The organism is Mesorhizobium sp. FG116 (assembly GCF_057809835.1).
This window is the reverse complement of record NZ_JBMDKS010000023.1, coordinates 62,002-84,414: the sequence shown is the minus strand read 5'-3', so window position 1 is coordinate 84,414 and position 22,413 is coordinate 62,002. Positions and strand designations below refer to the sequence as shown.

Here is a 22,413-nt window from a genome sequence, read left to right as displayed (position 1 = left end):
GGATCCCGGACATTCCTTTCTCGCTCCGCTCGAAAGTGAATTCCGGGATGACGAATCTGAGAGGTTTGCGCTCCCTTGGCAGAGACAAAGAAGCGTAGGTTTGCGCGTCCTGCCGGGATGGCAGGGCTGGTCACAGCGGTGAGGCGTCTCGCTTAAGCTGCCGCGAGCAGGCTGGCGTTGCCGCCGGCGGCGGTGGTGTCGACGCAAACGGCGCGCTCATGCGCATAGGCAGCCGGATAAAGCACCTCGCTGACCAATGGGACGATCGGCCCTTCACGATGGGCGACGGCGGCGCGGACGGCCTTGATGTCGTCAGCGGTGCCGGAGAACGCAACCACGTCGATGTTCAGCGCGGCGATTTCGGCAGGGTCGAGCCGGCCATCGAGAGCAGCCAGCGGCAGGCCCTTGCCGGTGAGCGGCGAAAGCGCCGACGGTGCGCCAGGCACAACAGCGAGCACCGCATTGCCCGCAGCAAGCGCCTGAATGACTTGCGCAAGCAAAGTCTCGGCATCCGGGCCGAGCGCCAGAACGCGCCCGCGCGGCACCAAAGACAGCGAATTGGCCTCGCCGGTCGGACCCGGCAGATCGACCTGTCCGAAATCGAGCGACGCGGCAGCAGCGATGGCCGCAGCACCCTTGCCGCGCAGATGCTTGCGCAGGATGCCGACGCGATCCGCCCGCGTTGCCCATTCGCCAAGCGACGGATCAGGCAAATTGTCTTTCAACTCGTTCGCGGGGACAGCGCGACCCTCGGCCTGGGCCGAACCGGCTTCCGGCCCCCTGCGGAACCGGCGCAGATAGTGCGGACCACCCGCCTTCGGACCGGTGCCCGACAGGCCCTCACCGCCGAACGGCTGCGAGCCGACGACCGCGCCGATCTGGTTGCGGTTGACGTAGATATTGCCGGCATGGATGCCATCGACAAAATGCTGGGCGCGGCCTTCGATGCGGGTGTGCAGGCCGAAAGTGAGGCCGTAGCCCTTGCGGTTGATGGCGGCGATGACGCTGTCGATCTTTTCGGCATCGAAGGTGGCAACGTGCAGGACAGGGCCGAAGACCTCGCGCTGCATGTCCTCGATGCCCTTGACCGAGAGGACGAGCGGGGCGACGAAGCGGCCACCATGAGGCACGTCGAGCTTGGCGATGAGCTTGCCCTTGTCTTCCATGTCCTTGCAGTAGGCGGCGATGGAGCCCTTTGCCTCATCGTCGATGACCGGGCCGACATCGGTTGAAAGCTGCCACGGATCGCCAACGGTCAGCGACTTCATCGCACCGGTCAGCATTTCCATGACCTTCTTTTCCACGTCCTTCTGGACATAGAGAACCCGCAGCGCCGAGCAGCGCTGGCCGGCGCTCTGGAACGACGAAGCGAGGATGTCGCGCACCGCCTGTTCCGGCAGCGCGGTGGAATCGACAATCATGGCGTTCAAACCGCCGGTCTCGGCAATGAGCATGGCGTCGGGCGCGGCGGTTTTCGCCAACTGCTTCTCGATCAGCTTGGCGACTTCGGTGGAGCCGGTGAAGCAGACGCCGGCAATGCGCGAATCTGCGGTCAGCGGCGCGCCGACGCCCGGACCATCGCCCGGCAGGAGCTGGAGCACGTCTTCCGGCACGCCGGCTTCGCGCAGCAGTTCAACGGCGCGGAAGGCGATCAGCGGGGTCTGCTCGGCCGGCTTGGCGAGAACGGCATTGCCGGTGGCCAGCGCAGCCGCGACCTGGCCGGTGAAGATGGCGAGCGGAAAGTTCCACGGCGAGATGCAGACGACGGCACCGCGCGCCTCAGTGCCAAGCTCGGCATTGGCGGCTTCGGCCGCGTAGTAGCGCAGGAAATCGACCGCTTCGCGCACTTCGGCAACGCCATCAGCCAGCGTCTTGCCGGCTTCGCGGGTGGCCAGCGCGAAGAACTCGATTGCGTTCTTTTCATAAAGATCGGCGGCGCGGCGCAAAATGGCCGCGCGCTCGGCAACCGGACGCTTAGCCCATGCCGGCTGCGCCTCGACGGCGATCTTGACCGCAGCCGTTACCTGTTTCGGGCTCGCTTCGGCCACCGTGCCGACGGTATCGGCGGGATTGGCCGGGTTGGCGACCGGGTGCGCCTTGCCAGCGCCGGCAGCGCGGGTGAGCGGCTTGGCCTGCCAGCGGTTCGACGACATGAAGGGCGCCCTGCCCTTTTCGATCTCGGCCAGCGTGTTGATATCCGTGATGTCCCAGCCCTTCGAATTGGGGCGGTCCTTGCCGAAAATGTCGAGCGGGCGGGCAATGTTGGGATTGGCGGCTGGTCCCTGATGTTCGACCGCTTCGAGCGGATCGCGGGCGATTTCCTCCGGCGGCACGTCCTCGTCGGTCAACTGGTGGACGAAGGAAGAGTTGGCGCCGTTTTCCAGCAGACGGCGAACCAGATAGGCGAGCAGGTCGGAATGCGCGCCGACCGGGGCATAGATGCGGCAGCGCGTGCCTTCGGCCTTGCGCACGGCCTCGTGCAACTGCTCGCCCATGCCGTGCAGGCGCTGGAATTCGAAGCTGTCGCGGTCCGAAGCCATCGACAGGATGGCGGCGACGGTGTGCGCATTGTGAGTGGCGAATTGCGGGTAGATGCGGTCGGTCATCGAGAGCAGCTTGCGGGCGCAGGCGATGTAGGACACGTCTGTGTTCACCTTGCGGGTGAAAACGGGATAGCCGGACAGGCCCATGGTTTGGGCGCGCTTGATCTCGGTGTCCCAGTAAGCGCCCTTGACCAGTCGCACCATGATGTTGCGGTTGTACTTCTTCGCCAGCGCATAGAGCCAGTCGATGGCAAAAGCGCAGCGCGGACCGTAGGCCTGGACGACGACGCCGAAACCGTTCCAGTCGGACAGCCGGCTATCGGCCAGCACGCGCTCGATGACATCGAGGGAAAGGTCGAGGCGGTCGGCTTCCTCGGCGTCGATGTTGAGGCCCATGCGGGCATTGCGGGCGGCGAGCGCAAGCGACAGGAGCCGCTCGGCCATGACCGGCAGCATGGTTTCCTTCTGGGCGATTTCGTAGCGCGGGTGCAGCGCCGAAAGCTTGACGGAAATGCCGTGGTTCTTGCGGATGTCGGGGCCGTTGGTGCCAGAGTTGAGCGAGGAAATGGCGTCGGCATAGGCGCGGTGATAGCGCAGCGCATCGGCCTCGGTGCGGGCGGCCTCGCCCAGCATGTCGAAGGAATAGAGGTAGCCCTTGGCGGTCATCGGGCGGCCGCGCTTGATGGCCTCGGCGATGGTGCGGCCAAGCACGAACTGCTCGCCCATTTCACGCATGGCGGCGGCGACAGCCTTGCGTATGACGGGCTCGCCAAGGCGGCGCACCATGGAGCGCAGCATGCCTTCGATGCCGCCCTCGTCTTCGTCGAGCACGCGCCCGGTGAGCATGAGCGCCCAGGTGGAGGCGTTGACGAAGATGGAGGACGAGCCGCCCGAATGCGCCGACCAGTCGTGCGGGGCGATCTTGTCGGCGATGAGGTCATCCATGGTCTCGGCATCGGGGACGCGCAGAAGCGCTTCGGCCAGGCACATCAGCGCGACGCCCTCCTTGGTGGAGAGGCCGTAGGCGGAGAGGAACACTTCCATCAGCCGGGGATCGGAGGAGCCGCGCACGGCGCGCACCAGATCGGCAGCGCGCTTCGAGACTGCCTTGCGCGCGGCATCCGAGAGGTTCGCAGTTTCGATGAGCCGCTTCACGGCAGCGTCTTCGTCGGGGAGGTAGTTGGCGCGGATCTGCTGGCGGATGGCGTCGAGCGTGGCCATGATGGTCCTGTCGGAACGAGTGCAACGGTGGCGCGAAAGCTAGCACGGGACCGGGTTTTTCGGCGGTCCAAAGAAATCGACTTCATAGTGAGATTGAACTATCTTGTATCACCATGACAGTTCAGACGCCTGCAAAACCCGCATCAGAAGACCATTTGGACCGCATCGACCGGAACATCCTGACGGCGCTGGCCGCCGACGGACGGCTTTCGATGGCGGAACTGGCAACGAAGGTCGGGCTATCGAAGACGCCGGTGCAGGCGCGGGTGAAGCGGCTGGAGAAGGACGGCTACATTCGCGGCTATGCGGCGATCATCGACCGAGAGCGGATGGGCGAAGGTCATGTCGCCTTCGTGCAGGTGAAGCTGTCGGATACGCGTTCGGCGGCGCTGGATGCGTTCAACCGCGCGGTGCAGGCCGTGGCGGAGATCGAACAGTGCCACATGATGGCTTCGAGCTTTGACTATCTGCTCAAGGTGCGCACGCGCGACATCGCCGCCTATCGCCGCGTGCTGGGCGAGCGCATCTCGGCGCTGCCGCATGTGGCGCAGACGTCTACCTTCGTGGCGATGGAGACGGTCAAGGACCGCTAGGACTATTCGCCGAGCGTCTTCAGGAAGGCGACGAGCGCGGCTCGTTCGCGTTCGGATAGCTGGACAGGATGCTGCTCCGTGGTGCCTTCGACGCTGGCCGGGGCGTCGAGGTAGTTGGCCACGACCTGTTCCAGCGTGGCGAACTGGCCGGCATGAATGTAGGGCGGACGGGTGGCGGCACCGCGCAGCGACGGCGTCTTGAAGGCGCGGATCAACTCTACGCCGGTCTTGCGCATGAAGCGAAGTTCGCCGCAGGCTTCCGCGACGCCGTCTCGGTACGGGCCGAGGCAGTTGAACGGATCGGCCTCGACTTGCGCGACCGCATCGATGCGGCCACGGTCGGGCGGCAGATTTGGCGCAGGCGGCACGCCGACATTGTGGAAGCTGCCATCGGTGAACAGCGGGCCGTTGTGGCAGGTGACGCAAGTCGCGCGGCCGATGAAGAGCTTGAGACCCTGCACTTCTTCGTCCGACAAGATCGCGTCGCCTTGCGGTTCGGCACCGGAGGCGAGCGCTTCGGCAAAGCGGTCGAAGCGCGTCTGCGGCGGCATCAGCGAGCGCTCGAAAGCTGCAATGGCCTTGCCGATGTTGACGAAAACGCGGTTGACGCCGTCGCGCTGGCTATCGGTCATGGCAGCCCATGCCGCCTGCTCCGCCTCGGTGCCGAGCGGGGTCGCGTTGGCGGGAACGGTCGAGAGATCGGGCAACGGTCCAAAGATGCGCTCATAGCGTTCACCGAAACGCGCCTTGATGTAGTGTGCATAGGCGGCGCGGTTGCCGGCATGTTCAAGCGGATTTTCCAGAGGCGTCAGCGCCTGCGACCACAGGCTGTCGCGCCTGCCATCCCAGAAGAACCAGGCGTTATGGGCAACGCCGGCGAGCGGCATCGTGCGCCGGTTGGTGCGGCCAACGCCAACGGCAAGCGGCAGATCGTCCTGAAACTGACGCTCGATCTTGTGGCAGGTGGAACAGGAAACAGTGCCGTCTCGGCTGAGCTTTTGGTCGAAGAACAAGGTCGAGCCGAGTGCGGCAGCGCCGGGATCGTCAGCGAAACGGTTGGTGGTGTCGGGCTGAAGCGGCGGCAAGGCCGAAAGCGCCAGCGAAGCAATCGTCGCCTTCTCGGCGTCGGAGAATTGCGGCCTGTCGCAACCGGCCAGCATCGCCGTCAAGGCGAAGGCAAGGCAAACCGCAGCGACGCGCCTCATGATCCGCTCACAGCGCCAGGTTGAAGACCACGGTATCGGAGCCGGCCGCCGCCGATATCGACAGGCGCAACTGCCACCAGCCGCGCATGGTGAATTTCATGCCTTCGATGCGGTAATGGCCATTGCCGAGATAGTCGGTCACCTGCGGGCTGGTCGGCAGACCGTGATTGTGTTCCGGCATGCCGCCGGACACGTCGATTGCGGCATATTCAACCGGCTGGCCGGCAGCCGTGGTGACGGTGACCAGCCACGCATGAAGCTCGCCTTGCCGCACGGCTCCTTTTTCCGGCTCGATACTTACCATGAAAAGTCCGTTCGCCGTCTTGCGGGAGCGGGAAACATCCGAGGCGGCGTCGTGGCGGCCGAACCCGCTGACATAGACGGCAGCGAGGACGCCGAGCAGCACCGCTGCCAATCCACAAGCGGCCAGAAGATAACGCCCCAACGATGCCAAAACCGCTCCCTTTGCAATAGAACGCCGGCGGAGGCCGACCTAATCCCGCCTCATCAGGAAAAAGGCAAGCGCTGCGAAAGCATGGAGGCATTGAACTTAAAAAGCCACCAGAGGGGCCTGTGCAAAATGAAAACGGGCGCGGTTTGAAGCGCGCCCGTTTGTCAAAATCGATCGGCTGCGATCAGAGGCCGAGGCCGCCGATGCAGACATATTTGGTGTCAAGATAGTCAGTCATACCCTGATAGCCGCCTTCGCTGCCAAGGCCGGACTCCTTGACGCCGCCGAACGGCGCTTCGGGCGTGGTGATGATACCTTCATTGACGCCAACCATGCCATATTTCAGGCCTTCCATGACACGGAATGCGCGGCCGAGGTCGCCAGTATAGAAGTAGCAGGCAAGGCCGAATTCGGTGTCGTTGGCCTGCTCGATAGCCTCTGCCTCGGTCTTGAACTTGAAGACAGGTGCGATCGGCCCGAAGATCTCGTCCTTCATGAACTTCATGTTGGACTTGGCGCCGGAAATGACGGTCGGCTCGAAGAAGGAACCGCCAAGCGCATGACGCTTGCCGCCGGAGACGATCTTGCCACCCTTGGCGACAGCGTCCTCGATGAACTCTTCAACCTTCTCGACCGCCTTGACGTCGATCAGCGGACCCTGCTGCACGCCATCGTCCAGACCAGAGCCGACCTTGAGCTTCTTGGAGGCTTCGGCCAGCTTCTCGACGAACTTGTCGTGGATGCCTTCCTGAACGAAGAAGCGGTTGGTGCAGACGCAGGTCTGGCCGGAATTGCGATACTTGGCGGCGATGGCGCCCTGCACCGCACGATCAAGATCAGCGTCGTCAAACACCAGGAACGGCGCATTGCCGCCCAGTTCCATCGATACCTTCTTGACGGTGGTTGCGGACTTCTGGATCAGCATCTTGCCGATCTCGGTCGAGCCGGTGAAGGTGATCTTCTTGACCACAGGATTGGTGCAAAGCTCGTCGCCGATCTCGCCAGCCGAACCGGTGACGATGTTGACGACGCCCTTGGGGAAGCCGACTTCCTCGCAGAGCGCACCCCAGGCAAGGCCGGAGTAAGGCGTCTGCGACGCCGGCTTGACCACAGCCGTGCAACCGGCGGCGAGCGCCGGGCCGAGCTTGCGCGACAGCATGGAGGACGGGAAATTCCACGGCGTGATGGCGGCGACGACGCCGACCGGCTCCTTGGTGACGAGGATGCGGCGATCCGCCCATGGAGAAGGCACGACATCGCCATAGGTGCGGCGCGCCTCTTCGGCGAACCACAGGACGTAGGCTGCCGAAGAACCAACCTCACCCCTGGATTCGGTCAGCGACTTGCCCTGCTCCAAGGTGAGCAGTTCGGCCAGAACGTCCTGATTGTCCATGATGGCGTCGTGCAGCTTGCGCAGCAGCTTGGAACGCTCAAGGGCCGACGTCTTGCGGAAGGACTTGAAAGCTTCCTCCGCGGCTTCGATGGCGCGACGGGTTTCGGCACCACCCGCCTTCGGAACCGTTCCGATCTTGAGGCCGGTGGCCGGGTTGATGACGTCGATGGTCTGGCCGGAATCGGCCTGAACCCACTCGCCATTGATGAGATTGGCCTGCCGCATAAAATGGCTGGTCTTCTGGAGCATGATATTGCCTCCGTTTGGCGCTCGTGGCGCCGAAATTGTGATTTCGCGTTAGGACGCATCATGATCGAGCGCGCGTCCGATCAGCGCTCATACCCCAAGGCAAGCGCGCCGATCAATCTCTGGACCTAATATAAGCTATAGGCCAGCGCGAATCTAACCAAAGACGGACGTGGCGATCATCAACCACACGCTGGTGGTGAAAGCAGCCAGAACCGTGGACAGGGTCATCTGGCTGGAGGCCAGCGCCTGTCCGGTGCCGAACTGCGTGGCGATCAGATAGGAATTGACGCCGGCCGGCATCGAGGCCGCGATCACGGCAACCTTTGCGGTGAGCGGCGGCAAGCCGAATGCCAGTGCAAACAGGAGCACCACGGCGGGCATGAGCACCAGCTTGGCTATGGAAAGCGCCAGCGAAGCGCGCAGATTCCCGGAAATGCCGAAGCCGCTCAGTTCCGCCCCCATCGCGAAAAGCGCTACCGGGCCGGCAATATTGGCCAGCACATCCACCAGCCTCGTGCCGAGCCCCGGCAATTCCAGTCCCGTCATGCGCCAGGCGAGCCCCGCCAGAATGCCGATAATGAGCGGATTGACGAAAACCTTGCTCAAGAAGGCGCGCAGCACCTTCACCAGATCCATGGACTGGCCTTCGACGCGGCTGAAGCTCTCAAACAGGATCACCGACGCCATCATCATGACGGGCAAGTGAACCGAGACCAGCAGCGACAGGATATCCACGCCGGGCTGGCCGAATATGCCGGACATGAACGGAATACCGAGCAGGACAAGGTTCGAGAAGGAGGAAGACACGCCGCCCACCACCCCTGCCCGGGCATCGCGCCCGAACAGGCGCGTGGTGACGAGATGGCCGACGGTCCAGGCTATGGCAATGGTGCAGAAATAGGCTCCCCACAGAGCCCAAGGTGCTGCGCCATGAAAATCGACCTTGGCCATGGTGCGGAAAAGCAGCACCGGCATGGCAATGCCGACTGCAAACTGGGCAAGCACTTCGCCGCTGCCCGCCTTGAGGTAGCCGCTCAACGCCGCGACGTATCCCAGCGCCACAAGGCCAAAGACGAAAAAGACCGTTTCAGTGAGCGGAGACATGAACTTCCCGGAATAAAATCTTGCAGCGCGAGAAAGTTCACCAATCCCAAGGAATCGCACCGGGTGCAACCGTGGATGACACCCATCCAACGGACATTTGACGCAAGGAGAGCGGCAGTGCTGCTTGTCTTTCAACCAGCTTTGCGGTCCCTATATGAGATGAACCGGCAATGCTGCCGTAAACAGGACTGCTGATGCCGCGTCTTTTCCTAGCCTTGCTGCTTTTCATTCTGCCCTTTTCCGCACATGCCACCGATGCCGGGTGGGCCGCCTTGCGCGACGGCGGCCATGTGGTGCTGCTGCGCCACGCAATGACCAGCGGGACCAGCGAACCGGCCAATTTCGACATCGAAAAATGCAACACGCAGCGCAATCTTTCGGAACGCGGCAAACAGCAGGCGCGCAAGATCGGCGCGCTGTTCGGCGCACGCGCGGCACCAATCGAGCGCGTGCAATCCAGCCAATATTGCCGCTGCCTCGACACCGCGCGCATCGCGTTCGAGGCCGAGCCGGAGGCGTTTGCCGCGCTCGACCCGATGACCGGAGACGAGGCTGCGAAAAGCAAACAGAAGGCGGCGATCATGGACGAAATCCGCGCCTATTCCGGCTCAGACCTGTTGGTGATGGTGACGCATGCGGAAAATATCCAGGAGCTGACCGGCGTATCGCCCCGCGAAGGCGAAGCCGTGATCGTGGAGCCGCAGGGCGAAGGGTTAAGGGTGCTGGGGCGGGTCGTTTTCTAAGGGTGTGTGGATCTGGATGATGGTGGCCTGCAAACGGCAGCTTTCTGCGCTTCCGATGCTCATGTAGCCTCAAGTACACTGCGCTTCGGTTCTCGAACGCTGCCGTTTTCGGCTCACCCTGATCCAGATCCACGCACCCCCTGAGCCTGACGAACTACCCCACACTCCGAAACCTGAGCACGCCCACGATCCCATCGCCTTGCTGGTTCTCGCCATCGGAGGGATGATTCACCCCATCGGTGACAGGGACTTCCTCGAAGTCGAAAGGACTGACGCCTTCAAGACATGCGACGTTGACGCCGTACTGGCTGGGATCCGAGCGGCGCTGGTGGTGGGTGTAGATGCCGCACCGGGAGCAGAAATAGTGCTTCGCCGTGCCCGTGTTGAACTGGTAGAGCGTGAGCGCGTCCTTGCCCCGCGTGACTTCGAGATCGGCAATGTCGGCACTGACTGCGACCGCGCCACGCATGCGGCAAAGCGAACAGGTGCAGCGGCGGGCCGAATGCAACCCTTCCGACAGCCGGACATGGAAGCGCACCGCACCGCAATGGCAGGCGCCATCGAACTCCGTCGCATCCCTGTCGAGCATCACGTTCTCCCGTTCTTAACCTTGCGTCACCATAACATGGCAAAGCCAACTGCCAGCGTTTGAGGCGGCGCTTGGCTATAGTTACGCCACATTCGGCCTTTTCCTGCCCGGAAAAACCGATTAGACAGCGCCCAACGCCTGAAAGCAGGTTTCGCAAGCAAACCGAAGGAACAGCCCTTGTCCACCACGTTCGAAAAAGTCGCCAAGATCATTGCCGACACCAGCGAGATCGACATCGACACGATCACCCCCGAGAGCCACACCATCGATGACCTTGGCATCGACAGCCTCGACTTCCTCGACATCGTTTTCGCCATCGACAAGGAATTCGGCATCAAGGTTCCGCTGGAAAAGTGGACGCAGGAAGTGAACGACGGCAAGGCTTCGACCGACGAGTATTTCGTCATGAAGAATCTGTGCGCCAAGATCGACGGACTGGTGGCCGCCAAGGGCGCCTGATCCATCGCTTCGCAGGCGGCAACCCCTTGACGCCTCACGCCGCCTGATCCACCAAGAGCCACATGAACGCCCACGACGTCGTCATCACCGGCATCGGCCTTGTCTCATCCCTGGGAGAAGGCCCCGACGCCCATTGGCAAAAGCTGACCACACCGGGTGTGCAGCCGGTGCTGGATGCGGAACGGTTTGCGCCCTACACGGTGCATCCCCTGCCCGAGATCGACTGGAACCTGCAGATCGCCAAGCGCGGCGACCAGCGCCAGATGGAAACGTGGCAGCGGCTGGGTACCTATGCGGCCGGCCTTGCGCTGGACGATGCCGGCATCAAGGACAATGAAGAGCTTTGCGCCACCATGGACATGGTGGTGGCGGCCGGCGGCGGCGAGCGCGACATGGCGGTCGATTCCGACATTCTGGCCGCTTCGGAGACGCGAAACGACCGCGACGTGCTGCTGAACGAGAAGCTGACGACGGAGCTTCGCCCGACGCTGTTTTTGGCGCAGCTTTCCAACCTGCTCGCGGGCAACATCTCGATCGTCCACAAAGTGACGGGGTCTTCGCGCACATTCATGGGCGAGGAAGGCGCAGGCGTCTCGGCAATCGAAACGGCGGCGGCGCGGATACGCTCCGGCCAGTCCACGCATATGCTGGTGGGCGGCGCGTTCCAGACCGAGCATGCCGACATGCTTTTGGGCTACGAGCTTGCCGGCTACCTGCATCGCGGCGACTGGAAGCCAGTGTGGCAGCGGCAAGGCGCGGAAGGTGGCGGCGTGGTGACAGGCTCAGGCGGGGCGTTCCTGGTTCTGGAAAGCCGCGAACATGCCGAGAAGCGCGGCCACCGCATCTACGCTACGCTGGGACCGGTGCTTTCAAGCCGCGCGCGGCGCGCACGCGGCGAATTGCAGGCCGGGATCGAGGCGCTGCTTTCCCAGGCGCAACTGCAGGGCGGCGAGGTTCTGGCGATTTCGGGCGCATCCGGCAGCCACAAGGCGACCGCCGCCGAGAAGGCCGTGCTTGACGCGGCAAGCGGCGTTGCGGCGCGCGGGTTCTCGACGCTGACCGGCCACATGAAGGAAGCGCAGTTTCCGTTTGCCGTGGCGCTGGCGGCACTCGCCATTCACCACAACGCCGGCTATCCGCCGTTCGCAGCCGGCGAGCGCGATTTTGCCGGCGCGCCGGAAACCGTACTGGCAACGGCGGTCGGCTATCACCATTTCGAGGGCATGGCGCTGGTCGGCAAAGCCGGCTAGCCATGGGGACCGTTGGGGTCTGGAGCCTGATATGACGAAGTTCAAGGATCATCTCGGCAGGCCGGTCGTTGCCGTCACCGGCATCGGCGTCGTCACCTCGCTCGGCAAGGGCAAGGCCGAAAACTGGGCAGCGCTGAGCGCAGGCAAGTCCGGCATTCATCCGATCACGCGCTTTCCGGTGGACCATCTCAGCACGCGTATCTCGGGCATGGTCGATTTCCTGCCTTCGAGCACGAAGGGCGCGAGCGCGCTGACCTATGACCTTGCCGAAACGGCGGCGGAAGAAGCCGTAGCCGAAGCCGGGATCGACGTGCAGGAGTTCGGCGGACCGCTTTTCCTCGCCTCGCCGCCGATGGAACTCGACTGGCACGACCGCTTCGCGATCTACAACAGCGGCAAGGACAAGCCCGCGCCGGAGCGCCTGCTTGAAGTGGCGCGCGGGCTGAACTCGCTCGACATGTTCGAGACCTCACAATTCGGTTCGATTGCCGACCGGCTGGCCGACCGCTTCGGCACCACCGGCCTGCCGATAACGCTCTCCACCGCATGCGCATCCGGCGCGACCGCGATCCAGCTCGGAGTCGAGGCAATCCGGCGCGGCGAATGCGAGCGGGCGCTGTCCATCGGCGCGGACGGCTCGGCGACGGCGGAAGCGCTGATTCGCTTCTCGCTGCTCTCCGCCCTTTCGACCAGCAACGATGTGCCGCAGAAAGCGTCAAAGCCGTTTTCGAAAGATCGCGACGGGTTCGTGCTGGCGGAAGGTTCTGCAGCGCTGGTGCTGGAATCGCTCGAAGCTGCGACTGCGCGCGGTGCGACCATTCTCGGCATCCTGCGCGGCTGCGGTGAAAAGGCCGACGACTTCCACCGCACCCGCTCCAAGCCCGACGCCTCGCCGGCAATCGCTGCGGTGCGCGCGGCGCTGGCCGATGCGGGCCTGAGCGATACGGAGATCGACTACATCAATGCGCACGGCACCTCGACGCCGGAAAACGACAAGATGGAACACCTGTCGCTTTCGACGGTGTTCGGCGAGCGCATCAGCAGCATTCCGGTTTCGTCGAACAAGTCGATGATCGGCCATACGCTGTCCGCCGCCGGTGCGATCGAGGCGGCGTTCTCGCTGATGACCATGCGCGAGGGTGTCATTCCGCCGACCATCAACTACGACCATCCCGATCCGGCGATTGCGCTGGACGTGGTACCGAACGTGAAGCGGGAAGCCAGCGTACGCACGGTTTTGTCCAACTCGTTCGGCTTCGGTGGCCAGAACACCTGCCTTGTCATGGCGCGGGAACCCGTTTAAGCGCGGGCAACCTGTTGGCCGCCGGATTGCGGCCCTTTGCAGATCGAAGGATTGCCCGATGCGCGCATTGCAACTCATCGCCGACCGCCGGCTGGAGGCCGTCGAGGTCCCTGAGCCGCCTCAGCCAGCGCTGGGCGAAGTTACGCTGCGGATCAAGGCGGTGGCGCTCAACCATATCGACGTTTGGGGCTGGCGCGGTATGGCGTTCGCCAAGCGCAAGCTGCCGCTGACCGTCGGCGCGGAGGCTTCCGGCGAAGTCGAGTCTGTCGGCCCCGGCGTCTCCAACCTTGTTCCCGGCCAACTGATGTCGATCTACGGCGCACGCACCTGCGGCCTCTGCCGCGCCTGCCGTGAACGCCGCGACAATCTTTGCGAACACGTTTCCGGAGTGCATGGCTTTCACCTCGACGGCTTTGCGCAGGAGAAGATCAACCTGCCGGCGCGGCTTCTGGTGCCGGCACCGCCCGGCGTCGATGCAATCGGCGCGGCGGTCGCGCCGGTGACGTTCGGCACGGTCGAGCACATGCTGTTCGACAACGCCAAGCTGGAACCTGGCGAAACCATCCTTGTCCATGCCGGCGGGTCGGGCATCGGCTCGGCGGCGATCCAGCTTGCCAAGAAGATGGGCTGCACGGTGATCACCACCGTAGGTTCCAACGACAAGATCGAGAAGGCCAAGGCGCTGGGTGCCGACCACGTCATCAACTACCGCGAGGACCGCTTCGAGGGTGTCGTGCGCAAGCTGACGAAGAAGCGCGGCGTGGACGTGGTGTTCGAGCATGTCGGCGCGGACACCTGGGCAGGTTCGATGCTGTCGCTGAAGCGTGGCGGACGGCTCGTCACCTGCGGCTCGACTTCCGGCGTCTCGACGCAGATGAACCTGATGCAGCTTTTCCAGCAGCAGTTGAAGCTGCTCGGCTCCTTCGGCTGCCGCATGGAGAACATGGCAAATGCCATGCAGAAGATGGCGGCGGGGCTGGTGCATCCCGTCATCGATACGCAGGTCGATTTCGACGGGATCGATGCGGCGCTGAAGCGCATGGAAGGCCGCGACGTGTTCGGCAAGATCATCCTGACGGTCGGCTGAGGCCAAGGTGGCCCCCGGCCCTCTCGCCAAACTGCGCCGAGACCTCAAATTCGGCCTCGGTCTGCGCGTTCGCAACGCAAGGCACTGGCTGACCGCGCGGCTGGCGATTGCGGTGATCGGGGCGCTGCGCATATTGCCTGCGGACAGCGCACTTAACTTCGCCGATAGCGCGGCGCGGCGCATCGGACCGCTGGTCGGACGTCACCGGGTAGCACTCGACAATCTGCGACAGGCCTATCCCGAAAAGAGCGAGGCCGAGATTGAGCAGATCGCCCTCGAAATGTGGGGCAACATGGCCCGCCTCGGGGCTGAATATGTGTTTCTGGACAAGCTGTTCGACTTCGATCCGAAGGCAACGACGGCGGGTCGGGTCGAGGTTTCAGCCGCCAGCATGGAACATTTCGAGGCGATTGCGCGGACTGAGAAGCCGCACATCATCTTCACCGGCCATCTTGGCAATTTCGAATTGTTGCCGGTCGCGGCAGCGACCTTCGGCATGAAGATAACGGCGCTGTTTCGGCCACCCAACAATCCGTACATGGCCGAATACATCCAGTCGATGCGACGCACGAACATGGGTGCGCTGTTGCCGTCTTCGACAGGCGCTTCCTTTGCGCTGGCGGCGATCCTCGAGCGCGGCGGCAACATCGGCGTGCTGGTCGACCAGAAATTCACCAGCGGACTTGAGACGACGTTCTTCGGCCGTGTTTGCCAGACCAATCCGATGCTGGGGATGCTGGCCCGCCACTATGAATGCGACGTCTACCCCGCACGTTGCGTGAGGCTGCCCAACAACCGTTTCCGGCTGGAGATCGAGGACAGGCTCGACCTGCCGCGCAACGCAAAGGGCGCCATCGACGTGCAGGCGACCACCCAGTTGTTCACCGATGTGGTCGAGCGCTGGGTGCGCGAAGATCCCGGCCAGTGGATGTGGTTTCACAAAAGGTGGCAATTGAGCGGTCGCCGACGGACTTTGCGCGGCCGCGACTGAGCCATTTCGGGACGTTCTGCTTTATTTCACGGATTTCTGAAATGGGACTGTTGAAAAACTGTTGCACTAAAGTGAAATTTCGCGCGTACTACGCTATATGACGTAGGGTAATTATGCTTGTGGAGGACAGGCAATGACGACCGGAATTGAAAAGCCGCAGCCGACGATGCTTTGGACGCCTTGGGGTGGGCAAAGAATTTTGCAGCCGGGCGAGAAATTTGCGGCTTTGCGCATCATTGCAAAGAGATTGCGGACCGGGCGCAACCCTAAGATATTGCGCAAACTTCCGGCGAACTGAGCAGACCTTCAGAAGCGCCCTTCGCGCGAGCCAATGCCGGATTTGACCGGTTATCCGTTGTAATAATTCATGACGGCGTGACGCGCTTCGGCAAAGAACAGCCAGCGCTCGGCAAGCATGCCAATGACGTGCGAAAGCACGGCAACGCTGGCAATCATCGCTGCGATGGTCCCCGGCACCTGAGCAAGGATTGCCAAGAGAAGCAGGGCCAATGCGGGTATTGCCCCTCCCAGAACCACGGCGATGTTCCACAGCTTGGCCGCATGCTTGCGGGCAATCCTGAAGCCCATTTCGTGGGTCAGGTAATTTTCCATGACGTGCGGCCGTTCGAACAGCCCTACCTTGCCAATTGCCCCCAGACCGGTCGCGGTTTCGGGCGTTGAAATGGGCGTGAGCGTCAGCATGTTGCGCCGCCACGATGCTTTGACAATCCACGCTGCCATAAGTGCAATGGCGGCCAGAACGGCCAGAAGAGAAGCGTTTCCACCTCCGGCAAAGGCAAACAGGCTTGCCAGGACAAGGCCACCGGCCACAGCGAAAAGCAGGTAGCAGGCCGGTGTCAAAGGCGTGTGCCACGCCTGTACCGACTTAAGCGACGTATAGATCATCGCCGTACAGAAGACGGTGACGAGGCTGAGCACCGAGCCCGCAAGGCCGGGGAGCGCCAGATAGCGGCCTTCGATCACGCATGCCCAAGCCGACCACAGGAGCGGGACGAAGGTGACGATCGACATCACTCCTTCCCGCGACAGCCAGCTGGAACGCCATTGCGACAATGCCCGCCATGCGCGCTGGGGGTTGCCGAGGTGAAGGGTGGAGGACAACAGCCCCGCACCGATCATGGCAATGGCAAGGACATGGGCGATTTTCGTTGCAAGAGCGGAGGGGTCCAGCAACCCAAGGCCAAGCACCATCGCCAGCCCGTAGCCGAGACCGGAAAGCGTGGTGAAGATGATGATGGAAGGCGCGGGGTGCATTTAATGTTCAGCACCCGGCCAAAAACTGCGGATGGCGACACCCCCCTCTGGCCTGCCGGCCATCTCCCCCTCAAGGGGGGAGATCACGCCTTCATCAACCCAGAGTGCTGGTTTTGACGCCTGTGGGCAGGAGACGGCATCCAAACTGCCAATCTCCCCCCTTGAGGGGGAGATGGCCGGCAGGCCAGAGGGGGGTAAACAGCTCAAAGCAGAAAATACACTCATATCCTGTCCAGCATGTCGTCGAGCCAGGCAAAAAAGCCGGTGGCGCCGGCGGTGTCTTCCTTCGGCAGCGGCACGGATGAAGCAAGCGGCTTGCGGGCGCGCGGCGGCAGATATTTGTTGACCGGCCGAGTGCCCTGCTCCGGCATGAGGTCGATGCCGCCACGCTCGGCCGACATGATCGACACGGCCGACGACGGATCGGCAAAGTCGCCAAAATGTCGGGCGTTGGCGGGACAGGTCCGCACGCAAGCCGGCTGGCGATCGATCTCGGCGATTGTCTCGTTGTAGATACGGTCGATGCAAAGCGTGCACTTCTTCATCACGCCGGCGGCGAGATCCATCTCGCGTGCGCCATAGGGGCAAGCCCATGCGCACAGGCCGCAGCCGATGCACATGTTTTCGTCCACCAGAACGATGCCGTCTTCGGAGCGCTTATAGGATGCACCCGTCGGGCAGACGGTGACGCAAGGCGCGTCCTCGCAATGCAGGCAGGATTTGGGGAAATGCACGATGCGCGCGTCTCCCGCCTCGCCCACCACTTCACCGCCTTGAGGCACGACCTCGAAGGTGTGGATGCGGTTCAGCCACGCGCCAGAAACATCGGCACCATAGGGGTCCTGATCCGACAGGGCGGCGCCATAGCCGCCGGTATTCCATTCCTTGCAGTTGACGACGCAGGCGTGGCAGCCGACGCAGACATCGAGATCGATGACGAGGCCAAGCTTCTTCGGTGTCGGAAGGGCGGGAAGGCCGGTCATTCCGCCCACTCCTGTCCGTAGCGAAGTTCCGCGGGGCGCGGCTCGGGGCTGGGTCGCGCAAGAGCCGGGAAACGCGGCTCGCTGCGTTCGGCAGGCTCGGCCTTTTCGATGCGCACGCGCAGATCGTACCAAGCGGCCTGCCCAGTGACGGGATCGGAATTCGACCAACGCATTCCATCTTCCCTCCGTGGAAGAAGTTCATTGATCAAGTGATTGAGAAGGAAACCTTTTCTCGACTCTGGTGCGTCTTGATCGAGGCCCCACGCCCCTTCCCGCTTACCAATGGCGTTCCATGTCCAAAGCGTCGAGGAATTGACCGCCTCCATGCGCGCGACCTCGACCTTGATGCGGCCGTGATTGGAGACGACCCAGGCCCAGTCGCCGTCAACGAGGTCGAGTTCGTCACAGAGAGAGCCCGGCACATAGAGCGGGTTGCGGGTATGAATCTGGCGCAGCCACGCATTCATCGAGCCCCATGAATGATACATGGCCGCCGGACGCTGGGTGATCGCGTGAAGGGGAAATTCGGTTCGGTCGAGCAGTGCTTCGCCCAACGGACGATACCAATGCGGCAACGGGTCGAATGCATCGAGGATGCGCTGGCGGTGAGTTTGCGGCGCATGCGGCTCACGCACGCCTTCGGCAGACAGGCGGAACTTCTGCAGCGTTTCGTGATAAAGCTGGAAGATGACCGGCTTGGGTGCATCGAAGAAGCCCATGCGCACGCCAAACTCCTGATAGGCCTGATTGGCGTGCTTGAAGAACTGCGCTTCCATGGGAATGTGCGCGGAGAAGAACGAGCCGTTTTCGATGTAGCGCTTGATCTGGTTGCGATTGATCGCGCCGCGCCCTGCCCGGTCGCCGTTCGAGCCACGGAAGCCAGCCAATGGGCCGATGCCGGGACGGCGCTCGTGGCGCACGATGTAGTCCGGATAGTCGGCGTAGATGGGCTTGCCGCGATTATCGACGAAGCCGGGCAGTTTCAGGCGCGCGCCGAGATCGATGAGCACGCTCTGGAACGGGCGCACGTCGCGATCGGGCTGGAGCACCGGCCAGCGGATGGCGTCCTGCACGGCGTCGGGCTCGGAGATCGGCCGGTCGAGCAGCGAGATGCAGTCATAGCGCTCGAGGTAAGTCGTGTCCGGCAGAACGAGGTCGGCATAGGCGACCATTTCCGAGGCGTAGGCATCGGAATAGATGATCTTGGGGATGCGGTATTCGCCGGTTTTCTCGTCCTTGTCCTCCAGCATCCTGATGACGCCGGCGGTGTTCATGGACGAGTTCCACGCCATGTTGGCCATGTAGAGGAACAGCACATCGACCGGATAGGGATCTCCGGCATGGGCATTGGCGATGACCATGTGCATGGCGCCGTGGACGGCAAGCGGTGCGTCCCACGAAAACGCCTTGTCGATGCGCGTCGGCTTGCCGTCGGCATCGATCAAGAGGTCTTCCGGCCCGCGCGGGAAACCGAGGTGCGGGCCGGACATCGGCTTATTGGAGCCGAAATGCTCGGCGCGTCCGTGCGGGGTGGGATGCGCCTCGATCGGCTTCGGGTAAGGCGGCTCGAAGCGAAAGCCGCCGGGGCAATCGATGGCGCCGATCAGCACCTGCAGCATGTGCAGCGCGCGCGTCGTCTGGAAGCCGTTGGAATGGGCGGAAAGCCCGCGCATGGCATGGAATGAAACCGGGCGGCCGATGTAGGACTGGTGGCGCTCGCCATTGGTGTCGGTCCATGGCTGGTCGATGCTGATCGCCTCGTCGAAGGCGACTCGGGCGATTTCCGAGGCCAATCCACGGATGGTTTCCGCCGAGACTCCGGTTTCAGCGGCGACGTTTTCCGGGGCGTATTGCTGGTCCAGATACTTCTCGGCCAGCAACTGGAATGACGGCACGGCAAAGCGGCCATCTTCAAGCTGCACACGGCCGGAAAGCGCGGCGCGCGCGCCCTTGCTGCCGAAAGGCACGGCGCGTTCGGTGACCGATTCATAGATGAGCGGCTTGCCCTCGCCGTCGCGGGCGAACAGGCCGTGGTCGGCGGTTCCGGGTGCGTCGATGACCAGCCAGGTGGCGTTGGAGTAGCGGACCAGGTAGTCGACGTCGATCTTGCGAGCTTTCAGCAATTCATGGACGACGGACAGGATCAGCAGGCCGTCGGTGCCGGGACGGATGCCGATCCAGTTGTCGGCCACTGCCGAATAGCCGGTGCGCACGGGATTGACGGAGACAAAGCGCGCGCCGTTCTTCTTCAGCTTGGCGATGCCCATCTTGATCGGGTTGGAATCATGGTCTTCGGCTACGCCGAACATGACGAACAGCTTGGTTCGGTCCCAGTCCGGCGCGCCGAATTCCCAGAATGCGCCGCCGATTGTCATGATACCGGCGGCGGCCATGTTGACCGAGCAGAAGCCGCCGTGGGCAGCGTAGTTCGGGGTGCCGTATTGCTGCGCCCAGAAACCGGTCAGCGACTGCGACTGGTCGCGCCCGGTGAAGAAGGCAAGCTTCTTCGGATCGGCGTTGCGCACGTCGCCCAGCCAGCCGGAGGCGATGGCGAGCGCCTCGTCCCACGAGATTTCCTGGAATTTGCCGGAGCCGCGCGGACCGACACGCTTCAACGGTGCGCGCAGGCGGGCCGGCGCATAGTGCTGCATGATGCCGGCGGACCCCTTGGCGCACAGCACGCCCTTGTTGACGGGGTGGTCGCGGTTGCCTTCGATGTAGCGGATCTTGCCGTCCTTGATGTGGACGTTGATGCCGCAGCGGCAGGCGCACATGTAGCATGTGGTCTTGCGAACTTCGTCGGCAACCGGCCTTGAAAGCGCAACCCGCTCCCTGGGTGTCATCGGCAATGCTCCTCAGGGGCAAGTCGTAGCGACGAGCAACCGCAAGGGGAAGCCTACAGACAGCAAACTTTCATCATGACAGTTGCAACGCCCGGATTCGCCGGGGTTTGCAGTGATCTTCAAGCAGCGACAGCCAGATGGCGGACGCCGTTGGCGGCGACCGCGCGGCTGAAACGAAGCGGCACGCCACTTCAGTTGGTGACGACGATTCGCGTATTGCCCATGCCGACTTCGCGCACCAGCGAATAGAAGGTGGCGGCGTTGGCCGTCTGCAGGCGCACGCAGCCATGCGATGCAGGCCGGCCCAACTGCTTGACCGCGCCTGTGCCATGGACGGCGTAGCCGCCATGGTAGAAGACGGAATACGGCATCGGCGACATCTCGTATTTGCGCGAATACCACATCTTGTGCATGCGCTTGGGCTGCCACGCGCCGCGCGGGGTGACGTAGCCCTTGCGGGCTGTCGATACCTTCCACTTATAAAGAACGCGCCCTTGCCGGGTAACCGTCATCGTCTGCTTGGAGATGCTGACGCGGGCTTCGACGTTTCCAGCCCAGGACGAAACAGGCACTGCAAACATCATCGCCGCGCATGCGGCTGCCATGAGTATGATCTTGTTCATCAGGTCATGCCCCCTTCCGGTCGTGTTGCCTGCAAACGGTCTTTTGCTCCTGTGGTCTTCAAGCAAGGCAATGCTAGTCGCGATACGTTGCGAAATTGCTGACATGAAGATTGAAAATTTGAACGACTGCGCGCTGCAGTTGAGGATGCCGGCGCTTTAGCGTCTTGCAAACGGCGGGCGATAACTGCTCAATTCAGAATATGACCGATGCACTTTTCAAAGCCGTCGAGGCCCGCCGCGACGAAGTCGTTGCGCTGACCTCCGAACTGATCCGCTTTCCGACCGTCAATCCGCCTGGCGAGGCCTACACGCCATGCGCCGAATATGTCGGGGCCTACCTGCGGAAATTGGGGTTCGAAACCGAATTCATCCGTGGCGAAGGCGCGCCGGGAGATACCGACCGCTATCCGCGCACCAATGTGGTGGCGCGTTTCGACGGTCGCGTGCCGGGTCCGTGCGTGCACTTCAACTCTCATATCGACGTGGTCGAAGCCGGCGAAGGCTGGAGCGTCGATCCGTTTGCGGGCATCGTGAAGGATGGCAAGGTCTATGGGCGCGGCGCCTGCGACATGAAGGGTGGCCTCGCCGCATCGATCATCGCGGCGCAGGCGTTCATGCAAGTCTATCCCGACTTTCCGGGCGCAATCGAGATTTCGGGAACGGTGGACGAGGAATCCGGCGGCTTCGGCGGCGTCGCGCATCTGGCCAAGCTCGGCTATTTCTCCAAGCCCAAGGTGGACCATGTCATCATTCCAGAGCCGTTGAACAAGGATCGCATCTGCCTTGGCCATCGCGGCGTGTGGTGGGCCGAGATCGCCACCAAGGGCGTGATTGCGCATGGTTCGATGCCGTTTCTCGGCGACAATGCAGTGCGCCATATGGGAGCCGTGCTGCAGGCGTTCGAAGACGAGCTTTTTCCGGCGCTGGACCGCAAGACGACCAGGATGCCGGTGGTGCCGGAAGGGGCGCGGCGCTCGACGATGAACATCAATTCGATCCACGGCGGCCAGACGGAGGATTTCCGCCCCGGCCTGCCCTCGCCCAACGTGCCAGACTCCTGCCGGCTGACCATAGACCGCCGCTTCCTGCTGGAAGAGGAGATCGGGACGGTCAAGCAAGAAGTGACCTCGATCCTCGAACGACTGAAGCGCGAGCGGCCGAAATTCGACTATGAAATCCGCGACATCATGGAAGTGCAGCCGAACATGACCGAGCGCGATGCGCCCGTGGTCAAGGCAGTCGCGCAAGGCATCATGGATGTGTTCGACCGGGAGCCGGACTATGTGATTTCGCCCGGCACCTACGATCAGAAGCACGTCGCGCGCCTCGGCCATCTCTATGACTGCATCGCCTACGGGCCGGGTATCCTCGACCTTGCGCACCGTCCTGACGAATGGGTCGGCATCGATGACATGGTGGAATCGGCCAAGGTCATGGCGGTGGGGCTAAACATCCTTTTGCGTGGTGGGGTGCAATGAAGCGAGCCGCGTCGCCCTATCCATTTGCAA

General features: G+C 62.9%; 18 protein-coding genes. 8 read left to right on the top strand and 10 right to left on the bottom strand.

The features are described from left to right. Window positions 1–152: 152 nt before the first annotated feature. Window positions 153–3,764, bottom strand: a complete 3,612-nt coding sequence (gene putA / locus ACODTY_RS17680; RefSeq protein WP_488995520.1) for a bifunctional proline dehydrogenase/L-glutamate gamma-semialdehyde dehydrogenase PutA — start codon at window positions 3,762–3,764, stop codon at window positions 153–155. 113 nt (window positions 3,765–3,877) lie between these two features. Here putA and ACODTY_RS17675 point away from each other — a divergent pair, with 113 nt between their 5' ends. Beyond that, window positions 3,878–4,357, top strand: a complete 480-nt coding sequence (locus ACODTY_RS17675) for an Lrp/AsnC ligand binding domain-containing protein (protein WP_488995519.1) — start codon at window positions 3,878–3,880, stop codon at window positions 4,355–4,357. 2 nt (window positions 4,358–4,359) lie between these two features. Here the strand turns inward: ACODTY_RS17675 and ACODTY_RS17670 are convergent, their stop codons facing one another. The 4 genes from ACODTY_RS17670 to ACODTY_RS17655 all read right to left on the bottom strand — a co-directional run bounded on the left by ACODTY_RS17670 (window position 4,360) and on the right by ACODTY_RS17655 (window position 8,759). Further along, window positions 4,360–5,562: a cytochrome-c peroxidase gene (locus ACODTY_RS17670; RefSeq protein ID WP_488995518.1), complete on the bottom strand. Its 1,203-nt coding sequence runs from the start codon at window positions 5,560–5,562 to the stop codon at window positions 4,360–4,362. A 7-nt stretch (window positions 5,563–5,569) separates the two neighbouring features. Continuing rightward, complete coding sequence (locus tag ACODTY_RS17665) at window positions 5,570–6,007, bottom strand: FixH family protein (RefSeq protein WP_488995517.1); 438 nt, start codon at window positions 6,005–6,007, stop codon at window positions 5,570–5,572. Between the two features lie 190 nt (window positions 6,008–6,197). Continuing rightward, window positions 6,198–7,655, bottom strand: coding sequence for an NAD-dependent succinate-semialdehyde dehydrogenase (locus tag ACODTY_RS17660; protein ID WP_488995516.1), 1,458 nt, complete (start codon window positions 7,653–7,655; stop codon window positions 6,198–6,200). Window positions 7,656–7,808: 153 nt separating this feature from the next. After that, window positions 7,809–8,759, bottom strand: coding sequence for an AEC family transporter (locus ACODTY_RS17655; protein ID WP_488995515.1), 951 nt, complete (start codon window positions 8,757–8,759; stop codon window positions 7,809–7,811). A 194-nt stretch (window positions 8,760–8,953) separates the two neighbouring features. On the opposite strand from ACODTY_RS17655, the gene ACODTY_RS17650 reads away from it, so the two are divergent. Continuing rightward, a complete protein-coding gene (locus ACODTY_RS17650; RefSeq protein ID WP_488995514.1) occupies window positions 8,954–9,502 on the top strand; it encodes a histidine phosphatase family protein in 549 nt (182 codons plus the stop codon). A gap of 154 nt (window positions 9,503–9,656) precedes the next feature. Here the strand turns inward: ACODTY_RS17650 and ACODTY_RS17645 are convergent, their stop codons facing one another. Then, window positions 9,657–10,091 carry a GFA family protein gene (locus tag ACODTY_RS17645; RefSeq protein ID WP_488995513.1) on the bottom strand — a complete coding sequence of 145 codons (435 nt, stop codon included), beginning with the start codon at window positions 10,089–10,091 and terminating at the stop codon, window positions 9,657–9,659. Between the two features lie 177 nt (window positions 10,092–10,268). Between ACODTY_RS17645 and ACODTY_RS17640 the strand changes: the two genes are divergently transcribed. From ACODTY_RS17640 to ACODTY_RS17620, 5 genes are all read left to right on the top strand, one after another. After that, a complete protein-coding gene (locus ACODTY_RS17640) occupies window positions 10,269–10,550 on the top strand; it encodes an acyl carrier protein (RefSeq protein ID WP_488995512.1) in 282 nt (93 codons plus the stop codon). 62 nt (window positions 10,551–10,612) lie between these two features. Next, window positions 10,613–11,800 carry a beta-ketoacyl-ACP synthase gene (locus tag ACODTY_RS17635; RefSeq protein ID WP_488995511.1) on the top strand — a complete coding sequence of 396 codons (1,188 nt, stop codon included), beginning with the start codon at window positions 10,613–10,615 and terminating at the stop codon, window positions 11,798–11,800. A 31-nt stretch (window positions 11,801–11,831) separates the two neighbouring features. Continuing rightward, on the top strand, window positions 11,832–13,103 hold the full coding sequence (locus tag ACODTY_RS17630) for a beta-ketoacyl-ACP synthase (RefSeq protein WP_488995510.1): 1,272 nt from the start codon (window positions 11,832–11,834) through the stop codon (window positions 13,101–13,103). A 58-nt stretch (window positions 13,104–13,161) separates the two neighbouring features. Beyond that, window positions 13,162–14,190 (top strand): zinc-binding dehydrogenase, encoded by a 1,029-nt coding sequence (locus ACODTY_RS17625; protein WP_488995509.1) that lies wholly within the window; start codon window positions 13,162–13,164, stop codon window positions 14,188–14,190. 7 nt (window positions 14,191–14,197) lie between these two features. After that, window positions 14,198–15,181 carry a lipid A biosynthesis lauroyl acyltransferase gene (locus tag ACODTY_RS17620; protein ID WP_488995508.1) on the top strand — a complete coding sequence of 328 codons (984 nt, stop codon included), beginning with the start codon at window positions 14,198–14,200 and terminating at the stop codon, window positions 15,179–15,181. Between the two features lie 348 nt (window positions 15,182–15,529). Here ACODTY_RS17620 and ACODTY_RS17615 read toward each other — a convergent pair whose 3' ends face one another. The 4 genes from ACODTY_RS17615 to ACODTY_RS17600 all read right to left on the bottom strand — a co-directional run bounded on the left by ACODTY_RS17615 (window position 15,530) and on the right by ACODTY_RS17600 (window position 20,905). Then, window positions 15,530–16,456 (bottom strand): dimethyl sulfoxide reductase anchor subunit family protein, encoded by a 927-nt coding sequence (locus ACODTY_RS17615; RefSeq protein ID WP_488995507.1) that lies wholly within the window; start codon window positions 16,454–16,456, stop codon window positions 15,530–15,532. 221 nt (window positions 16,457–16,677) lie between these two features. Beyond that, window positions 16,678–17,439 carry a 4Fe-4S dicluster domain-containing protein gene (locus ACODTY_RS17610; protein ID WP_488995506.1) on the bottom strand — a complete coding sequence of 254 codons (762 nt, stop codon included), beginning with the start codon at window positions 17,437–17,439 and terminating at the stop codon, window positions 16,678–16,680. Next, on the bottom strand, window positions 17,436–20,282 hold the full coding sequence (locus ACODTY_RS17605) for a molybdopterin oxidoreductase family protein (protein ID WP_488995505.1): 2,847 nt from the start codon (window positions 20,280–20,282) through the stop codon (window positions 17,436–17,438). Before ACODTY_RS17605 ends, ACODTY_RS17610 begins: the two co-directional genes overlap by 4 nt. Before the next feature lie 191 nt (window positions 20,283–20,473). Further along, entirely contained in the window at window positions 20,474–20,905 is a 432-nt protein-coding gene (locus tag ACODTY_RS17600; protein ID WP_488995504.1) for a L,D-transpeptidase, read from the bottom strand. A 200-nt stretch (window positions 20,906–21,105) separates the two neighbouring features. Between ACODTY_RS17600 and ACODTY_RS17595 the strand changes: the two genes are divergently transcribed. Beyond that, window positions 21,106–22,383 (top strand): acetylornithine deacetylase/succinyl-diaminopimelate desuccinylase family protein, encoded by a 1,278-nt coding sequence (locus ACODTY_RS17595; RefSeq protein WP_488995503.1) that lies wholly within the window; start codon window positions 21,106–21,108, stop codon window positions 22,381–22,383. Window positions 22,384–22,413: the final 30 nt, after the last annotated feature.

Excerpts from the sequence above, each read along its gene's own strand:
- ACODTY_RS17630 (WP_488995510.1), top strand. The coding sequence starts at position 11,832 with ATGACGAAGTTCAAGGATCATCTCGGCAGGCCGGTCGTTGCCGTCACC.
- ACODTY_RS17615 (WP_488995507.1), bottom strand. The coding sequence starts at position 16,456 with ATGCACCCCGCGCCTTCCATCATCATCTTCACCACGCTTTCCGGTCTC.
- ACODTY_RS17595 (WP_488995503.1), top strand. The coding sequence starts at position 21,106 with ATGACCGATGCACTTTTCAAAGCCGTCGAGGCCCGCCGCGACGAAGTC.
- ACODTY_RS17655 (WP_488995515.1), bottom strand. The coding sequence starts at position 8,759 with ATGTCTCCGCTCACTGAAACGGTCTTTTTCGTCTTTGGCCTTGTGGCG.
- putA (WP_488995520.1), bottom strand. The coding sequence starts at position 3,764 with ATGGCCACGCTCGACGCCATCCGCCAGCAGATCCGCGCCAACTACCTC.
- ACODTY_RS17650 (WP_488995514.1), top strand. The coding sequence starts at position 8,954 with ATGCCGCGTCTTTTCCTAGCCTTGCTGCTTTTCATTCTGCCCTTTTCC.
- ACODTY_RS17605 (WP_488995505.1), bottom strand. The coding sequence starts at position 20,282 with ATGACACCCAGGGAGCGGGTTGCGCTTTCAAGGCCGGTTGCCGACGAA.
- ACODTY_RS17660 (WP_488995516.1), bottom strand. The coding sequence starts at position 7,655 with ATGCTCCAGAAGACCAGCCATTTTATGCGGCAGGCCAATCTCATCAAT.
- ACODTY_RS17675 (WP_488995519.1), top strand. The coding sequence starts at position 3,878 with ATGACAGTTCAGACGCCTGCAAAACCCGCATCAGAAGACCATTTGGAC.
- ACODTY_RS17645 (WP_488995513.1), bottom strand. The coding sequence starts at position 10,091 with ATGCTCGACAGGGATGCGACGGAGTTCGATGGCGCCTGCCATTGCGGT.
- ACODTY_RS17600 (WP_488995504.1), bottom strand. The coding sequence starts at position 20,905 with ATGAACAAGATCATACTCATGGCAGCCGCATGCGCGGCGATGATGTTT.
- ACODTY_RS17610 (WP_488995506.1), bottom strand. The coding sequence starts at position 17,439 with ATGACCGGCCTTCCCGCCCTTCCGACACCGAAGAAGCTTGGCCTCGTC.
- ACODTY_RS17635 (WP_488995511.1), top strand. The coding sequence starts at position 10,613 with ATGAACGCCCACGACGTCGTCATCACCGGCATCGGCCTTGTCTCATCC.
- ACODTY_RS17670 (WP_488995518.1), bottom strand. The coding sequence starts at position 5,562 with ATGAGGCGCGTCGCTGCGGTTTGCCTTGCCTTCGCCTTGACGGCGATG.
- ACODTY_RS17625 (WP_488995509.1), top strand. The coding sequence starts at position 13,162 with ATGCGCGCATTGCAACTCATCGCCGACCGCCGGCTGGAGGCCGTCGAG.